The organism is Dinoroseobacter shibae DFL 12 = DSM 16493 (assembly GCF_000018145.1).
Classification (GTDB): Bacteria; Pseudomonadota; Alphaproteobacteria; order Rhodobacterales; family Rhodobacteraceae; genus Dinoroseobacter; species Dinoroseobacter shibae.
Genome location: NC_009952.1, coordinates 805,791 through 821,678 on the forward strand (window position 1 = coordinate 805,791; position 15,888 = coordinate 821,678).

Here is a 15,888-nt window from a genome sequence, read left to right on the forward strand (position 1 = left end):
GAGCTGCAGCTCGAGGGTCATCGGCGGTATCCCGTGTGGTGCCCGGGCGAGGTAGCGCACCCGGGCCGCCGACGCAAGCTGTCCGGTGGTCAGCTCTTGCAGGGGTCGTGGCCCCAGTTCATCAGCGAATAGCGCCAGTCGGATGTCTCGATGCCGGTGTCCGGGCCGCCCTGGCTCAGATGGCGTTTGATATAGCCCACGACCGTGGCCATGTGATCCCACTGATCGTCGCTCAGATCGGACTTGTCGGTGCGCTTGATCTCAACGATACGGCGGCCGGATGCGTGCCCGGTGGATTCGCCGTCCCTACTGTCGCCGACGCTGTGGCTCTCGTCCGTTTCCAGCCAGTCGGACAGCTCTTTTGGCGCCATGTTGACCAGATCCCGCCATTCATCCCAGATCTGAGTGCGCGATTTCGAAGAGGACATGGGGCAAACTCCATTCTGATGTCCCATGCAAAACCAATCGGGCGTCCGTTGGGTTCCCTGCAGCGCCGCCATGCATTGACGAGGCGCGCGCGCAGCTCGATCTCCAAGCCCTCTGGTGCGCGCGTATTGTCCGAAGCTTCGGCAATGCCGCCGGGCGCCGCCCTAGACCAACAGCGCGCTAAGCTTGCCCGCCGCCTCCTGCAAAGGCGCCAGGGCACGCTCCGCAAGGCTGTCGGGGCTGTGGCGTTGCATCGGGGCGTGGATAGCCAGGGCCGTCAGGAAGCGATCCTCTGTGTCGTGGATCGGCACCGCGATGGCGCACATCCCGTCCATGAACTCCTCGTGGTCGACCGAGTACCCCCGCGTCCGGGTCTCGGCCAGCTCCGCGCGCAACGCGCCCGCCTCGGTCAGGGTATGGGGCGTCTGGCGCTCCAGCGGCAGGGCCGAGATCAGCCGCGCCAGCTTGTCCGCGCGCAGGCTCGCGAGGTAGCACTTCCCCGACGCGGTGCAGTGAAACGGCACCTGGGTTCCGATGGGCAGCTGGATGCGCAGGGGCCAGTGGGTCTCCACCCGGTCGAGATAGACCATGCCGTACCGCCCGGGGGCGGCGAGGTTGCAGGTCTCTTCCACCGCCTCGGCCAGCGCCCGCATGATCAGGAGCCGTTCGGTCCGCACCCGCTCCGACGACAGGGTGTGCGCCGCCACCTGCCGCAGCCGCACGCCGGGCCCATAGGACCGCCCGTCCACATGGCGCTGCACGAACCCTTCCTCCTCGGCGGTGGTCAGCAGCCGGTGCACCGTGGGTTTCGGCAGACCCAGCGCCTCGACCAGCGCGCCGGGCAGCACCGGCACCCCGGCCTTCGCCACTTCCTCGATCACCCGCAGAAGGCGCAGATTCGTCGGGATCTGCGCCTTGTCGTCCGGAGGCGGTCTCACTTCGGGCATGGGATCCTTAGCGGTTGGGCAGCAGGAACAATGCCAGCTCCGGGGTCAGGGAGACAAGGATCCAAACGGAGATCAGCGCCACGAGATACGGCACCGTGTAACGCAGCAGCCGGAAATAGGGCACCCCCGTCACCCCCGAGGCGACATAAAGATTGAGCCCGTAAGGCGGCGTGATGAACCCGATGGAGGCGCCTACCAGGAAGATCACCGCGAAATGGATCGGATCGACCCCGACGCTGGCGGCAATCGGCGCCAGGATCGGCGCCAGGATGATCGTCACCGGCAGGCTCTCCAGCACCATGCCCGAGAAGAACACGATCACCATCGCCGTGAACAGCACCGCGTGGTAGCCGCCCATCGACGTGACGAAATCCCCGATCACCTGCTGCGCCCCCAGCAGCGACAGGATCTGCTGCATCACCACCGAAATGGCGATCAGGGGGGCAAGGATGCCGGTGATCTCGGCCGAACGCATGGTGATGCCAGGGATCTGGCGCAGGGTGAAGCCCTCCACCACCAGCATCTCGCCATAGCTCTTCTCTTCCCAGGTCTTGTCCGACCGCAGCCGCAGCACCCGCGTCAAAACCCACGACACCAGCCCCGCGATCACGCAGAACCCGACCGTGACCCCGGCGGCCTCGGTGGGGGAGAACTTGCCGGTGTAGATCCCCCACAGCACCAGACCGATGGCGAAGAAGCCTAGCCACGCGCCGAAGGCGGTCTTGAGCACCCGGTTCAGTTGCAGCGGGATGATGAAGCCCCAGCCGTTGATCCGGCAGATGATCCAGCAGGCCAGCTGCATGCCGATCACCATCAGTGCGCCGGGGATGATGCCGGCGACGAAAAGGTCCGAAATCGGCAGGTTCATCAGGAACCCGTAGACGATGAAGATGATCGAGGGCGGAATGATGATCCCCACCGTACCGCCCGCCGCCGCCGTGGCCGCCGAGAACCGCTCGTCATAACCGCCCTTGACCATCTCGGGATGCAGCATGGACCCGATGGTCGCCGTGGTGGCCGAGTTCGACCCCGAGATCGCCGCGAACAGGCCGCAGGCACCCAGGGACGCCATTGCCAGACCGCCCCGCAGCCAGCCGAGGCAGGCATAGGCGAAATCCGATAGCCGCCGGGCGATGCCGGACTTGTTGATCAGGTCCCCCGTCAGGATGAACAGGGGCATGGCCAGCAGGGCAAAGCCCTTGTTGAACACGTTGAGGATCTCCGCCCCCATGTTGTCCAGCGTCAGGCCCAGCACGAAGGAACAGCCGATCACCCAATAGGCGATGACCAGGAACACCGGGACCCCCAGCATGAACAGAAACGTGACCCCGACGGAGATCAGCGTGACAAGCGTGCCATCGGTCATCCCGCATCCCCCCCGATCACGGCCTGGCTGATCAGCGGCTTGTCGTTGCGATAGTTGTCGATGTCGTCCTGGATGTTCTCGACCGCCCGCGCGGCCATCAACGTGGCCGCGACGGGGGCCGAGAGCAGGAACCACCACTGCATGGTGTTGTCCGTGCCCAGCACGATCTGGAAATTCGACGCCGAGAGCGCCACGACCCGCGCAGTCGTGACCAGCAGGATCACCGCGAAGCCGAACCAAAGGGCGAAATCCAGCCACAGGCAGGCGAACTGCGCCCGGCGCGGCATGTTGGTGCGAAACTCCGAGAAGCTCAGATGGGTGCGCAGCCGGATGTTATAGGCCGCGCCGAACAGCGCCATGATCATGAACAGGAAAGGCGGGATCGTCGTGGACCAGGGCTGCTGGTTCGAGAACACGAAGCGGTCGACCACCCCCCAGAAGATGATGCCCGCCGTCGCGAGATAGCAGGTGACCATCACCGTGCGCTCGAAATACCGCTCGATGATCGGCACGTGGTGATAGACCCAGGCCAGCGCCAGCCCGGAGACCACGAGGAACGCGGTCGCGAAGACATAGACCGTATTCGGGGCCAGGGCTTGTCGGATCGTCCAGGAATCCTGACTGCCAAGAGCGCTGATCAGGGCGCTCAGATCGGACCAGAGCTCCATCTGCCCCTCCTCCCTTTTTGTCGTATCGCCGGGTTGTCCCGGTCTCGGTGCCCCCATGGGCACCGGCCCCGCACATGGCGGGACCGGCTTTGATCATGCACCTGACGTCAGGCGCTGCGCCACCAGCGGCGCGGCTCGACATTCTCGGCCAGGGTGTGCGGGTTCTTGCGCACCTCGTTGTAGATGTCCTGGTAGGTGTCGATGCCACCGGCCCAGTTGTTGATCCGCTCGCGCCACTGCTCCCACAGCTGCGGCTGGAACTCGGGCGAGCACATCTCCTCGGCCTTGCGCACCTCCGCATCCGACAGGGGCGCCACGCGCACGTTGTTCTCGGCGAAGATCGTGCCGGGTCGGGGCGGATCGGTGTGCCCCACGGTGTTGACCAGCGCTGCCTCATTGGCGGCCTGCACATGCACCTGGGTCAGGTAGGACGACTCCATCACCGCATCCTGCAGGTACCCGTCGAGCCCGTCGAAGGTCTCGGAGCGCATCGCCGTATGCTCGGTGCCGCAGAAGAAGCGCAGATCGACCACCTGGCTGACCACCGGCGACATGTTGGCATAGGCCACCGCCGACGCCCAGGTCTCGGCCCCGTCGATCAGGCCCTGCTTGAGCCCGTCGAGGGTCTCTTCCCAGGCCACGGGCACCGGGTTGAGGTTGAGCGCCTCCATCGCGATCCGGCCCAGCTGGGTGCCGGTGACGCGGTTCTTGGTGCCCATGATGTCCTCGATGCGGGTCACCGTGGGCTTGTCGGCGAAGTTCTGGCCCATCATGATCCCGCGCAATTCGGCGTGGGTGAACAGGAATTTCAACCCGTGACGCTTCTCGAACGGGTCACGCAGGATCCGCTGGGACTCGGGGCTGTACATGAAATAGTACTGATCCGCCCGGCTGCGGAACATGTAGGCATAGTCCAGCACGTTGAGATACGGCGCGCCCCCGGCGGAGTTCTGCGTGGATGCCGCATAAATGTCGATGATCCCCTGCTGGGCCTTCTCGACGCAAGAGAGCTGCCCGCAGATCTGGTTGTTGCCGATGAACTCGATCCGGATCTCGCCATCGGTGCGCTCTTCGAGATCGCGGGCGAACTCCAGGCACCCGGCCCGCTCGATCAGCAGGTTCTGCGGGTTGAACCCGGCCGCCCCGAACTTGAGCGTGTGCTTGGGCTCCTTGCCGAAGCGCTTGTCATAGGTCGATTCCGCCGCCTTTGCGAGGTTCGCGGCAGTCATCGCACCCCCGAATGCCCCCGCCGCCAGAAGCGTCGAGCTCATCCCGTAAGTCCCTGCGATCCTGAAGAAATCCCGGCGCGACACGCCCTTGATACGATCTCCGATTTTCATTGCTTACCTCCCATGTGAGCAATTATTGAGATATTTTGTATCAAAAAAGACTAGAATACGTTTCCCGTTTTGCATAGACACAAATTCGCCAGCGGGGAGGATTTTCGACATGGAAGCGGACTATGTGGTCATCGGTGCCGGCTCCGCCGGCTGTGTCGTCGCCAATCGCCTCAGCACGGATGCGCGCAACAAGGTCGTCCTCCTGGAGGCGGGCCCGCCCGACACGAACCCCTGGATCCACATCCCCGTCGGCTATTTCAAGACCATGCACAATCCGACCGTGGACTGGTGCTACAAGACCCAGGCCGACCCGGGCCTCAACGGGCGCTCCATCGACTGGCCGCGCGGCAAGGTGCTGGGGGGCTCGTCCTCGCTCAACGGGCTGCTCTACGTGCGCGGCCAGCCCGAGGATTACGACCGCTGGCGCCAGATGGGCAATGCGGGCTGGGGCTGGGACGATGTGCTGCCGCTCTTCCGGCGGGCCGAGGCGAACGAGCGCGGCGCCGATCCCTGGCACGGCGATGACGGCCCGCTGGCGGTCTCGAACATGCGCATCCAGCGCCCGATCTGCGATGCCTGGGTCGCCGCGGCGCAAGCCATGGGCTACCCGTTCAACCCCGACTACAACGGCGCCAGCCAGGAGGGGGTGGGCTATTTCCAGCTCACCACCCGCAACGGCCGCCGCTGCAGCGCCGCGGTCGCCTACCTCAAACCCGCCAGGAAACGCCCGAACCTGAGCATCATCACCCGCGCGCTCGTCACCCGGATCGAGATGGAGGGCAAGCGCGTCACCGGTGTGACCTATACCGACGCGGGCGGGCGCGCCCACACCGTCAGCGCCCGGCGCGAGGTGATCCTGTCCGGCGGTGCGATCAACTCGCCCCATATCCTGATGCTGTCGGGCATCGGCGACCCCGACCAGCTCCAGGCCCATGGCATCACGCCGCGCCACGCGCTCCCCGGTGTCGGCAAGAACCTGCAGGACCACCTGCAGGCGCGTCTGGTGTTCAAATGCAACGAGCCGACCCTGAACGATGAGGTCCGCAGCCTCGTCAATCAGGCGCGCATCGCCCTGAAATACGCGCTTTTCCGCGCGGGGCCAATGACCATGGCCGCCAGCCTCGCCACGGGCTTTCTGAAAACCCGGCCCGACATCGCCACGCCGGACATCCAGTTCCACGTCCAGCCCTGGTCCGCCGACAGCCCCGGCGAAGGCGTGCACCCGTTCTCGGCCTTCACCATGTCCGTGTGCCAGCTGCGCCCCGAAAGCCGCGGCGAGATCCGCCTCGCCGGGCCGGACCCGCGCACCTATCCCACGATCCACCCCAACTACCTGTCGACCGAAACCGACTGCGCCACCCTCACCGAAGGCGTCAAGATCGCGCGCCGGATCGCGCGGGCCGACCCTCTGGCGGGCAAGATCGCCGAGGAATTCCGCCCCCCCGCCAATCTCGCGCTCGACGACGATGCGGCCACGCTGGATTGGGCGCGGAGCAACTCGGTCTCGATCTACCACCCCACGGGCACCTGCAAGATGGGCACCGGCCCCGGCGCCGTGGTGGACGCCCGGCTGCGGGTCCACGGGCTGTCGGGCCTGCGCGTGGCGGATTGCTCGATCATGCCCGAGATCGTCTCGGGCAACACCAACGCCCCGGCCATCATGATCGGCGAGAAGCTCTCCGACATGGTGCTCGAAGACGCCAGGGACACCGCCCAAGCGGTCCCGGCCTGACCCCTGACCCCTTCACCGAAAGGAAACCAGACGATGCGGATGACGACGGAAGAGGCGTTTATCAAGGTTTTGCAGCGGCATGGTGTGGACCATGCGTTCGGGATCATCGGGTCTGCGATGATGCCGATTTCGGACCTGTTTCCGGAAGCGGGGATCACCTTCTGGGACTGTGCGCACGAGGGCTCTGCGGGGATGATGGCCGATGGCTTCACCCGGGCGTCGGGGCGGATGTCGATGATGATCGCCCAGAACGGCCCCGGCATCACCAATTTCGTCACCGCCGTGAAGACCGCCTACTGGAACCACACGCCGCTTCTGCTGGTCACGCCCCAGGCGGCCAACAAGACCATCGGCCAGGGCGGCTTCCAGGAGGTCGCGCAGATGAAGCTTTTCGAGGACATGGTCGCCTACCAGGAGGAGGTCCGCGATCCCTCGCGCATGGCCGAGGTGCTGACCCGGGTGATCTCCAAGGCGAAAACCCTCTCGGGGCCCGCGCAGATCAACATCCCGCGCGATTTCTGGACCCAGGTGATCGATATCGAGATCCCCGAGCCCATCGAATTCGAGCGCTCCCCGGGCGGCGAGGCGTCGGTGGCGCGCGCCGCGGCGCTGTTGTCGGAGGCGAAAAACCCGGTGATCCTGAACGGCGCGGGCGTGGTGCTGTCGGAGGGCGGGATCGCGGCCAGCAAGGCGCTGGCCGAGCGGCTCGATGCGCCCGTTTGCGTGGGATATCAACACAATGACGCATTTCCGGGGGGCCATCCGCTGTTCGCGGGGCCGCTGGGATACAACGGCTCGAAGGCGGCGATGGAGCTGATTTCCGAGGCCGATGTGGTGCTGGCACTCGGCACCCGGCTTAACCCGTTCTCAACGCTTCCGGGCTACGGAATGGAGTACTGGCCGGCGGATGCGAAAATCATCCAGGTCGACATCAATTCCGACCGGATCGGGCTGACCAAGAAGATCAGCGTCGGCATCGTCGGCGACGCGGCCAAGGTGGCGCGCGGCATCCTGGGCCAGCTGGCCGAGGATGCGGGCGATGCGGGCCGCCAGGAACGGCGCGACCGGATCGCGCAGGTGAAATCCCGCTGGGCCCAGCAGCTCAGCGCCATGGACCATGAGGAGGACGACCCCGGCACCACCTGGAACGCCCGCGCCCGTGCCGCGAAACCCGACTGGATGAGCCCGCGCATGGCCTGGCGCGCGATCACCGCCGCCCTGCCGCGCGACGCGATCATCAGCTCGGATATCGGCAACAACTGTGCCATCGGCAACGCCTATCCGGACTTCGACGCGCCGCGCAAATACCTCGCGCCGGGGCTCTTTGGCCCCTGCGGCTACGGGTTGCCGGCGATCGTGGGCGCCAAGATCGCCCAACCCGACACGCCGGTGGTGGGGTTTGCCGGGGACGGCGCGTTCGGCATCGCGGTGAACGAGCTGACGGCGATCGGCCGCGGCGACTGGCCCGCGATCACGCAAGTGGTGTTCCGCAACTACCAGTGGGGCGCGGAGAAGCGCAATTCCACGCTCTGGTTCGACGACAACTTCGTGGGCACCGAGCTCGACGAGGAGGTCTCCTATGCCGGCATCGCGCGCGCCTGCGGGCTCGACGGCGTGGTCGTGCGCACCATGCAGGAGTTGACCGACACCCTCGCAACCGCCATCAAGGCCCAGATGACCGAGGGCAAAACAACCCTCATCGAGGTCCTGCTCAACCAGGAACTCGGAGAACCATTCAGAAGAGACGCAATGAAAAAACCAAACAAGGTCGCAGGCATCAACAAAAACGACATGCTCGTAAAGGCAGACTGACCGCTTCATGCCTCACCCCCTGCGCGACGGCGCGCTCGGCACCTACCTGTCCGAGCGCGTCCGCCCCCTGTTCCCGGGACTTCTAGTCGCGGTGCTGGTTGCCCTCGCGGCCCAGTTCGTGGCCGAGCATTACGGCGCCCCGGCCATGCTCATGGCGCTGCTCTTCGGTATCGCCCTGAATTTCCTGTCGGAGACCGAGCGCACCGCGCCGGGCATCGGCTTCACCGCCCGCACCGTGCTGCGCTTCGGGGTCGCCGTGCTTGGCGCGCGCATCTCGTTGGAGCTCTTCCTCGCCATCGGTTGGGAGATGATCGGCCTGCTGGTCCTCGGCGTGATCCTGACGATCCTGTTCGGCGTCGTTCTGGCACGCTTCATAGGGCAGGGGCCCCGCTTTGCCATCCTGACCGCGGGTGCCGTTGCCATCTGCGGTGCGTCCGCCGCGATGGCCATCGCCGCGGTGCTGCCCAAAGACGAGAAATCCGAGCGCAACCTGCTCTTCACCGTGTTCGGGGTCACGCTTTTGTCGACAATCGCCATGGTGCTCTACCCGATCCTGACGGGCGCGCTGGGGTTCGATGACACCACCGCGGGCATCTTTATCGGCGCGACCGTCCATGACGTGGCGCAGGTGGTCGGCGCGGGCTTCTCGATCTCCCAGGAAACCGGCGAAACCTCGACCATGGTCAAGTTGATCCGGGTGTCGCTTCTGGCGCCCGTGGTGTTGCTGATCGCGCTGTGGTGGCGCAGTGCCGGCGCGCCCGCCGAGGGGCCGCGCCCGCCGCTGGTGCCGGGCTTCGTGATCGGGTTCCTGGTCCTGGCGGGGCTCAACTCCCTCGGCCTGATCCCCGCGGGGATCGCCGCCTGGTTGTCGAGTGTCTCAAGCTGGGCGCTGCTGTCGGCCATCGCCGCCGTTGGGATGAAGACCGACATGAAGGCGATGTTGCAGGTGGGCGGTGGTCCCATCGCACTGATCGTGGCGGAGACGGTGTTCCTGGCGCTGCTGATCCTCGGCGGGATCTACCTGCTGCGCGGGGTCTGAGCCGGGTCAGGCTGCCAGCAGGGCCGCCGCCTCATGGGCCCGCAAGGCCCGCGCGGCCATGGGACCGTACCCGGCCTGCATCCGCAACTCCGGGAAGAGCTGCAGCAACTCCGCCTGCGCCAATCCGTCCAGCGCATCCAACGCCATCTCCCCGGGATAGAGGCTCTCGGACAGGCATCCCTCCGCCTCCACGATCGCATGGCTCTCGCAAAGGAAGTGACAGTAGCGCACCTGTGCCTTGGGCACCCGCCGAACCCCGGGCAGGGCGGTCAGGCTTGTCGCCGCCAGCAGCACTTCCGGCACTCCGAATAGCAGCTCGGCCTGCCACGCGCGCATCAGGATCCTATGCTGCGGCGAGACCCGGAGCGGCGCCGCCGCCCCCAGAACCCCCGTGCCGATCTCCACAGGGGCCAGGGCGTCCCGGCCATCGACCACCGTCTGCCCGACCCAGCGGATGCGCGCCTCCGGGTCGTCGCGCGTCCAGACCCGGTCGCCGGGCCGCAACGCCTCCACCGGGCGCAGCCCGTCCGGCGTCCGGATCCGCGTCCCGGCCATGAAACAGGGCACGAAATCGCGGTAGTCGCTGTCGCCGTTGTTCGACCCGGCCACCTTCACGTAGGACACGCCGGGTTCCAGCGGTGCGGTCAGCCCGATCCCCCAGATATCCTGCGCCACCCCGTTCTGGGAGAACACGAAGATATCGATCCGGTCGCCCACCACGTTGCCGTTCTCATCCAGCGCCCGCAGGGTGATGCGGCTTTCGGATTCCACCCGGGTGCCATCGGCCACCAGCCCGGCGCCATCCAGCACCACGTGCCGGTTGGGGTCGTCATCGTCGAACTGCCGCGTGTCGTTTCCCCGCCCGCGAATATCGTCGATGGCCACCGTCACCGGCGCGCCGCCCTGGTAGACGAAGATCGTCCCGTTCGGCGTGTCGGAATTGTTGATGATCGCGGCCCCCGGTGTTCCGGTCGGGCTGCTCGTGGCGATCTGCAATACCTCGTTGTCCAAGGCCAGGAGCTCTCTGCGCGGCATGCCATTCCTTCCCTGCTCCCCGACCACCGGGGCAGCGCCGCGTCACCCGCACGCGGTCTGTCTGACAGGTAAGTCGCCCTGCAAGCTGATTTGGTTCAAATTTTAGGAACAAGGCAAGTCACAATAGGGACTGCGCGGACCTCCGCCCGGTTCAGAAGCGGAATTCGACGCCAAGTCCGCCGGAAATCAGCGTATTGTCCTCGATGATCGGACTGTCGGTCACATCATCGGGCAGGAAATCGGCGCGCAAGGTACCCAGCAGCGACCAGTTCTCGCCAATCGGCATGACCCCCCGCAGCCCCACGAAAGGCACCAGGACCGAGCCGGGGTCATAAGACGGACGCCCGGCCCGCGCCTCGTCATCCGACACGCCCCAGATATAGCGGCTCAGATCGCCGTCCTGCCAGGCCCCGCCGGCCGAGAAATCCAGCCGCACCGACCCGAGCTGCTGGCGCAGGCCCACCCGCAGGCGCGCCTCCTGCCCGTCATGCTCGCCGGTGAACTCCTGCCGCAGGTCCGCCCCGACATAGAGCCGCCCCACGTCATAGCGCAGCTCCACCGCCGCATCCCCGGTCACGCGCCGGTCGATCCCGTCCAACTCCGGCCCGTCGGTGGAAATCAGCCCCGAAAACCGCGGCCGCGCCGCCACCGTCAGCCCCCAGGGCCCGGCATCCCAAACCTGGTAGCTCACCCCGTTGGTGCTCAGGGAAAACGGCCCGTTGCGAAAATTGATCAGGGGCAGGGGGATCACGTCCGATCCCTGGCCGATATACGGGTTGCTATCCGCCGCCACCAGGCCCCCGAACGAAAACCCGTCAGGCCGCCCCTCCTGCGCCTGCGCGGTAGCGGGGATCAGGGCAAGGCCAAGGACAAGAAGGCGTACGGTCATCTTCATGGAGGCAGGCTACACGATTCGAAAACGGTTGTCTTTCAGACATATGGCGTGCGGAGTTCAGACGTCCAGAACCGAGCCACAACCGCCACGAAAAAACCGGTTCCAACGGGTGTTCCGGAAAGAACCGGTCGCTGGAAAGCCGCAGCGCCCCCAGAACCCCGTCCGGCCTCGGGGCCAATCCCCCGACCAAACCAGCCACCCGACGGCCCGCCGCGCAGCCCCGCCCGCGCCGTCAGGCCAGAGGCCCATGTCCCGCGCGACCCGGGGCGCCTCACGGTCGCCTCTCCCGCATGGCGACCTCCTGATGGCAGTGCTTTGCCCATTAAGGCCGGCTGGCTGCACCGCCGGGCAGCGCCCGAACCGCCCCCGTCACGCCGGCGGCGTGCCTGCCGCACGACGCGGGCGCTCAAGCCCACTCTTCGGTCCGGGCGCTGCCCTCGGCCCTCAGGACCACTTGCCAACCCCCCAAATCCGCCGCATATCCCTGATCATGACAGAGCTCTCGCGCATCCGAAACTTCTCCATCGTGGCTCATATCGACCACGGCAAGTCCACCCTTGCGGATCGTCTCATCCAGGAGACGAACACCGTCTCCGCGCGGGACATGAAGGAGCAACTGCTCGACGCCATGGATATCGAGCGCGAGCGCGGCATCACCATCAAGGCCAACACCGTGCGGATCGACTACACCGCCGATGACGGGCAGGACTACGTGCTCAACCTGATCGACACGCCGGGCCATGTGGATTTCGCCTACGAGGTCTCCCGCTCCATGCGCGCGGTCGAGGGCTCGCTGCTGGTCGTCGACAGCACGCAAGGTGTCGAGGCGCAGACGCTCGCCAATGTCTACCAGGCCATCGACGCGGATCACGAGATCGTGCCCGTGCTGAACAAGATCGACCTGCCCGCCTCGGATTGCGACCGGGTGGCCGAGCAGATCGAGGACGTGATCGGCATCGACGCCTCGGGCGCCATCCGCGTCTCCGCCAAGACGGGGCAGGGGATCCACGAAACACTCGAGGCCATCGTCCACCACCTGCCCGCCCCCAAGGGCACCCGCGACGCCCCCCTCAAGGCCATGCTGGTGGACAGCTGGTACGACGCCTATCTCGGCGTCATCGTCCTCGTCCGCATCATCGACGGCACCCTCAGGAAGGGCGAGCGGATCAAGATGATGTCCAACGGCACCGTCCACCATGTCGACCGCATCGGCGTTTTCCGCCCCGCCATGCAGCCCGTGGACGAGCTCGGCCCGGGCGAGATCGGCTTTCTGACCGCCTCGATCAAGCAGGTCCGCGACACCCGCGTCGGCGACACCATCACCCACGAGAAGAAGGGCGCCGAAACCGCGCTCCCGGGCTTCAAGCCGTCCCAGCCGGTGGTGTTCTGCGGCCTCTTCCCCGTGGACAGCGCCGAGTTCGAGGACCTGCGCGACGCGATCGAGAAACTCGCCCTCAACGACGCCTCCTTCAGCTACGAGATGGAAACCTCCGCCGCCCTCGGCTTCGGCTTCCGCTGCGGCTTCCTCGGCCTGCTGCACCTCGAAGTGATCCGCGACCGGATAGAGCGGGAATATGACATCGAGCTCATCACCACCGCGCCCTCGGTGATCTACCACGTCTACATGCGCGACGGCACCATGCGGGAGCTGCACAACCCCGCCGATATGCCCGACCTGACCCATGTGGACCACCTCGAAGAGCCGCGCATCAAGGCCACCATCCTCGTGCCCGACGACTACCTCGGCGACGTGCTGAAACTCTGCCAGGACCGCCGCGGCATCCAGATGGATCTGACCTATGCCGGCAGCCGCGCCATGGTGGTCTACGACCTGCCCCTGAACGAGGTTGTGTTCGACTTCTACGACCGGCTGAAATCCGTCACCAAGGGCTATGCCAGCTTCGATTACCAGATGATCGGCTACCGCCAGGACAACCTGGTGAAGATGCAGGTGCTGGTGAATGACGAGCCGGTGGACGCCCTCTCGACCATGGTCCACCGCGACCGGGCCGAGGCGCGCGGCCGGGCGATGTGCGAGAAACTCAAGGACCTGATCCCCCGCCACATGTTCAAGATCCCGATCCAGGCGGCCATCGGCGGCAAGGTCATCGCCCGCGAAACCCTCTCGGCGCTCCGCAAGGACGTGACCGCGAAATGCTACGGCGGAGACGCCACCCGCAAGCGCAAGCTTCTGGACAAGCAGAAGGCGGGCAAGAAAAAGATGCGCCAGTTCGGGAAGGTGGATATCCCCCAAGAGGCTTTCATCAGTGCGTTGAAGATGGACGGCTAAGGCCGTCCATCCGCACTGAGGAAAGCCTCTTGGGAAGTGGGCGGCAGCGTTTGCTCGCAAACGCGTGCCCACACCGTGGATAAACTGGGTGCCACCGCCCTCAAAATGGACGGCTGATCGCAGATCAGGCCCCATTTTCGAGGGCGCGCGGGAGGCAGCGTTTGCCTGCAAACGCGTTCCCGCACCGTGGGTAGACTGGGTTTTTTGGTTTCGGCGGCTGGCACGCGCATTAAATCATATCTACGACTCGGTTTTATTGGCGCACCTGGCTATAAGATTAGAGCGTTTTCGTGGCATGAGACCCCAAGTTGGCGGAGTGACGAGTGAGCGATCTGGGCGAGTATCTTTTTAAGGCCGATAGAAACCGAGAAGTCCCTGCACCTGAGTGTCTGTTGCTTGCAGATGGGCTGCTAGCAAACTGTTGTGGAAACTTGGGGGACAATCAGAACCTCACAAGCGCGCGCCTTTTTCAGTTTGGCTTTGGATCGTGGCGCGCAGCTGTTCAACTTGCCCTCAGTGGAATAACGGCACAAGTTCCGGTCGTACTGCGGCACGCCTTGGAGTGCGCAGAGTATAGTTACGCGATTGCGAAGCAGCCTGATCTGGAAGACATTTGGTGGAATAGGCATGAAAACGCGCAGGCGAAGGCGGTACTTAGAAACAAGAAAAATCTTAGAACAGTTGCATTGAGAATGCTGTCAGATGAGGACTCGAATCTGTGCAGCAAGTTGAAAAAAGCTACTGACGATCTCATCGACATGGGGGCGCATCCGAACGTAATGATGTTCGTTGACCACTCTGATGAATTGCAGTCGGAAATGGTTGATAGCTATACGACAAAACTAATCGCTGGCTTGGAGGCGAGAAACTCAGCAATAGTGCAAGCTTGTGGCATATCTGTCTTAATGTGTCAGATATATCGGCTGGTTTGGCCCATTCGTTTTGGCGCTGCTCAAGAAGAAATGCTTGTTGAGATTGTTGGCCAATCGAAGCTTTTTCTAGATTGGCATCATTCGCATGACTACTCTTGAAAATAAGTGTTCCACAAGTCTTAACCAACAATGCCAAATCTTCGATTTGGCAGCGCCCGAACCGCCCCCACGGGGCGGGCGCTTCTCGCCCACCCCTCGGTTCGGGCGCGCCCTTTGATCTGACCGTCGCACTTCACCAAAAAAGCGCCTCTCACCCGGGGCTCCGCCCGTTGCCACCTCAATTGATCCCCCGGATCAATTGCCGGGCCTTGCCCGGACCGGTGCCAACCCCGCCACGGGGCGGGCGCTTCTCGCCCACCCCTCGGTCCGGGCGCGCCCTCGGATCAGGTCGCATCCCCAATGACACCGCCCCCAACTTCGACTATCCTTCCCCTATGCCGACTGTCTTTCGGGCCGACGGGTTCCGCTTCTTCTTCTACTCCAACGAAGGCGATCCGCGCGAACCGGTCCATATCCACGTCATGAAAGGCGACGGCGAAGCGAAGTTCTGGCTGCATCCGGTGTCGGTGGCCCGCAGTTCCGGTTTCGACGCGCGCACCCAGCGCCGTCTGGCCGTTCTGGTCGCCGAGAACGCGAGCGTGATAGAGAAGGCATGGCATGACCATTTCCGCGACTGAGGTCCGGTTCGACCCGGACACCATGTGGGTCCATCTCGCCGATGGCCGCATCCTCGGCGTCCCATTGGCCTGGTTCCCGCGTCTCAACACGGCCGGTCCTGAGGACCTCGCACAGGTGCAGATCACCCCCTACGGCCTGCACTGGGACACCCTCGATGAGGATATCTCGGTCCCGGCGCTGCTCGCCGAGGTGCCGAAACTCGCGGCGGAGTAGGCCGCCGCGCCACCGTCTCTCACCCCCACCCGCCCCTCACCTGTAGGCCGGGGTTCACCCCGGCACCCCGGACGCACCCCGGCACCCCGGATGCACCCCGGCACCCCGGACGCAACCTTGACCCAAATCATACCCCTCACCCCCACCACCCCCCACACTCCCCTCAACGAGAGGAGACCCGCCATGGACATCACCGCCTTCGAGAAAACCCTCCGCGCCCGTCGGGCCGAGATCGTCGGAGACCTCGCCCGGATCGAGGATGCGCTGGACGACACCCCGCCCAAGGACTGGGAGGATCGCGCCTCCGAGCGGCAGGGCGACGAGGTGCTCGAGGCCCTCGGCCACGCCGAGCAGGCGGAGCTGACCCGCATTGACGCCGCGCTCGACCGCATCGCCAAGGGCATCTACGGCACCTGCCTCAAATGCGGCGATCCGATCGCCGAGGCGCGCCTGAAGGCCGTGCCCACCGCCCCGCTCTGCGCCACCTGCGCGGCGGGCTGAGCGGCCGGAACTTC

General features: G+C 65.3%; 15 protein-coding genes. 8 read left to right on the forward strand and 7 right to left on the reverse strand.

Features of this window, described 5'->3' with window-relative positions; genetic code table 11:
* Positions 1-89 precede the first annotated feature (89 nt).
* The 5 genes from DSHI_RS04085 to DSHI_RS04105 all read right to left on the reverse strand — a co-directional run bounded on the left by DSHI_RS04085 (position 90) and on the right by DSHI_RS04105 (position 4,747).
* Complete coding sequence (locus DSHI_RS04085) at positions 90-428, reverse strand: DUF3140 domain-containing protein (protein WP_012177476.1); 339 nt, start codon at positions 426-428, stop codon at positions 90-92.
* Between the two features lie 162 nt (positions 429-590).
* Positions 591-1,373 (reverse strand): IclR family transcriptional regulator, encoded by a 783-nt coding sequence (locus DSHI_RS04090; protein ID WP_012177477.1) that lies wholly within the window; start codon positions 1,371-1,373, stop codon positions 591-593.
* Positions 1,374-1,380: 7 nt separating this feature from the next.
* Positions 1,381-2,739, reverse strand: a complete 1,359-nt coding sequence (locus tag DSHI_RS04095; RefSeq protein ID WP_012177478.1) for a TRAP transporter large permease — start codon at positions 2,737-2,739, stop codon at positions 1,381-1,383.
* Complete coding sequence (locus DSHI_RS04100) at positions 2,736-3,407, reverse strand: TRAP transporter small permease (RefSeq protein WP_044027627.1); 672 nt, start codon at positions 3,405-3,407, stop codon at positions 2,736-2,738. The genes DSHI_RS04095 and DSHI_RS04100 overlap by 4 nt, the downstream gene beginning before the upstream one ends.
* 107 nt (positions 3,408-3,514) lie before the next feature.
* On the reverse strand, positions 3,515-4,747 hold the full coding sequence (locus tag DSHI_RS04105) for a TRAP transporter substrate-binding protein (protein WP_012177480.1): 1,233 nt from the start codon (positions 4,745-4,747) through the stop codon (positions 3,515-3,517).
* Positions 4,748-4,856: 109 nt separating this feature from the next.
* On the opposite strand from DSHI_RS04105, the gene DSHI_RS04110 reads away from it, so the two are divergent.
* The 3 genes from DSHI_RS04110 to DSHI_RS04120 are packed head-to-tail and all read left to right on the forward strand — an operon-like array spanning position 4,857 to position 9,330.
* On the forward strand, positions 4,857-6,479 hold the full coding sequence (locus DSHI_RS04110; RefSeq protein WP_012177481.1) for a GMC family oxidoreductase: 1,623 nt from the start codon (positions 4,857-4,859) through the stop codon (positions 6,477-6,479).
* A gap of 33 nt (positions 6,480-6,512) precedes the next feature.
* Entirely contained in the window at positions 6,513-8,291 is a 1,779-nt protein-coding gene (gene xsc, locus DSHI_RS04115) for a sulfoacetaldehyde acetyltransferase (protein WP_012177482.1), read from the forward strand.
* Between the two features lie 7 nt (positions 8,292-8,298).
* The gene (locus tag DSHI_RS04120; protein ID WP_012177483.1) at positions 8,299-9,330 is read left to right on the forward strand and encodes a YeiH family protein; all 1,032 of its coding nucleotides are present in this window, start codon (positions 8,299-8,301) and stop codon (positions 9,328-9,330) included.
* A 6-nt stretch (positions 9,331-9,336) separates the two neighbouring features.
* Here DSHI_RS04120 and DSHI_RS21280 read toward each other — a convergent pair whose 3' ends face one another.
* Together DSHI_RS21280 and DSHI_RS04130 are read right to left on the reverse strand one after the other, a co-directional pair.
* Complete coding sequence (locus DSHI_RS21280; protein ID WP_012177484.1) at positions 9,337-10,365, reverse strand: Hint domain-containing protein; 1,029 nt, start codon at positions 10,363-10,365, stop codon at positions 9,337-9,339.
* 151 nt (positions 10,366-10,516) lie between these two features.
* Entirely contained in the window at positions 10,517-11,260 is a 744-nt protein-coding gene (locus DSHI_RS04130) for a MipA/OmpV family protein (protein ID WP_012177485.1), read from the reverse strand.
* A 490-nt stretch (positions 11,261-11,750) separates the two neighbouring features.
* Between DSHI_RS04130 and lepA the strand changes: the two genes are divergently transcribed.
* The 5 genes from lepA (at position 11,751) to DSHI_RS04155 (ending at position 15,874) form a co-directional block, all read left to right on the forward strand.
* Positions 11,751-13,550 (forward strand): translation elongation factor 4, encoded by a 1,800-nt coding sequence (gene lepA, locus DSHI_RS04135; RefSeq protein ID WP_012177486.1) that lies wholly within the window; start codon positions 11,751-11,753, stop codon positions 13,548-13,550.
* Between the two features lie 323 nt (positions 13,551-13,873).
* Positions 13,874-14,581: a hypothetical protein gene (locus tag DSHI_RS22220; RefSeq protein ID WP_157865243.1), complete on the forward strand. Its 708-nt coding sequence runs from the start codon at positions 13,874-13,876 to the stop codon at positions 14,579-14,581.
* A gap of 335 nt (positions 14,582-14,916) precedes the next feature.
* A complete protein-coding gene (locus DSHI_RS04145) occupies positions 14,917-15,159 on the forward strand; it encodes a DUF4160 domain-containing protein (protein ID WP_012177487.1) in 243 nt (80 codons plus the stop codon).
* Positions 15,140-15,373 carry a DUF2442 domain-containing protein gene (locus tag DSHI_RS04150; RefSeq protein ID WP_012177488.1) on the forward strand — a complete coding sequence of 78 codons (234 nt, stop codon included), beginning with the start codon at positions 15,140-15,142 and terminating at the stop codon, positions 15,371-15,373. The genes DSHI_RS04145 and DSHI_RS04150 overlap by 20 nt, the downstream gene beginning before the upstream one ends.
* Positions 15,374-15,556: 183 nt before the next feature.
* Positions 15,557-15,874 (forward strand): TraR/DksA family transcriptional regulator, encoded by a 318-nt coding sequence (locus tag DSHI_RS04155; RefSeq protein WP_012177489.1) that lies wholly within the window; start codon positions 15,557-15,559, stop codon positions 15,872-15,874.
* Positions 15,875-15,888 lie beyond the last annotated feature (14 nt).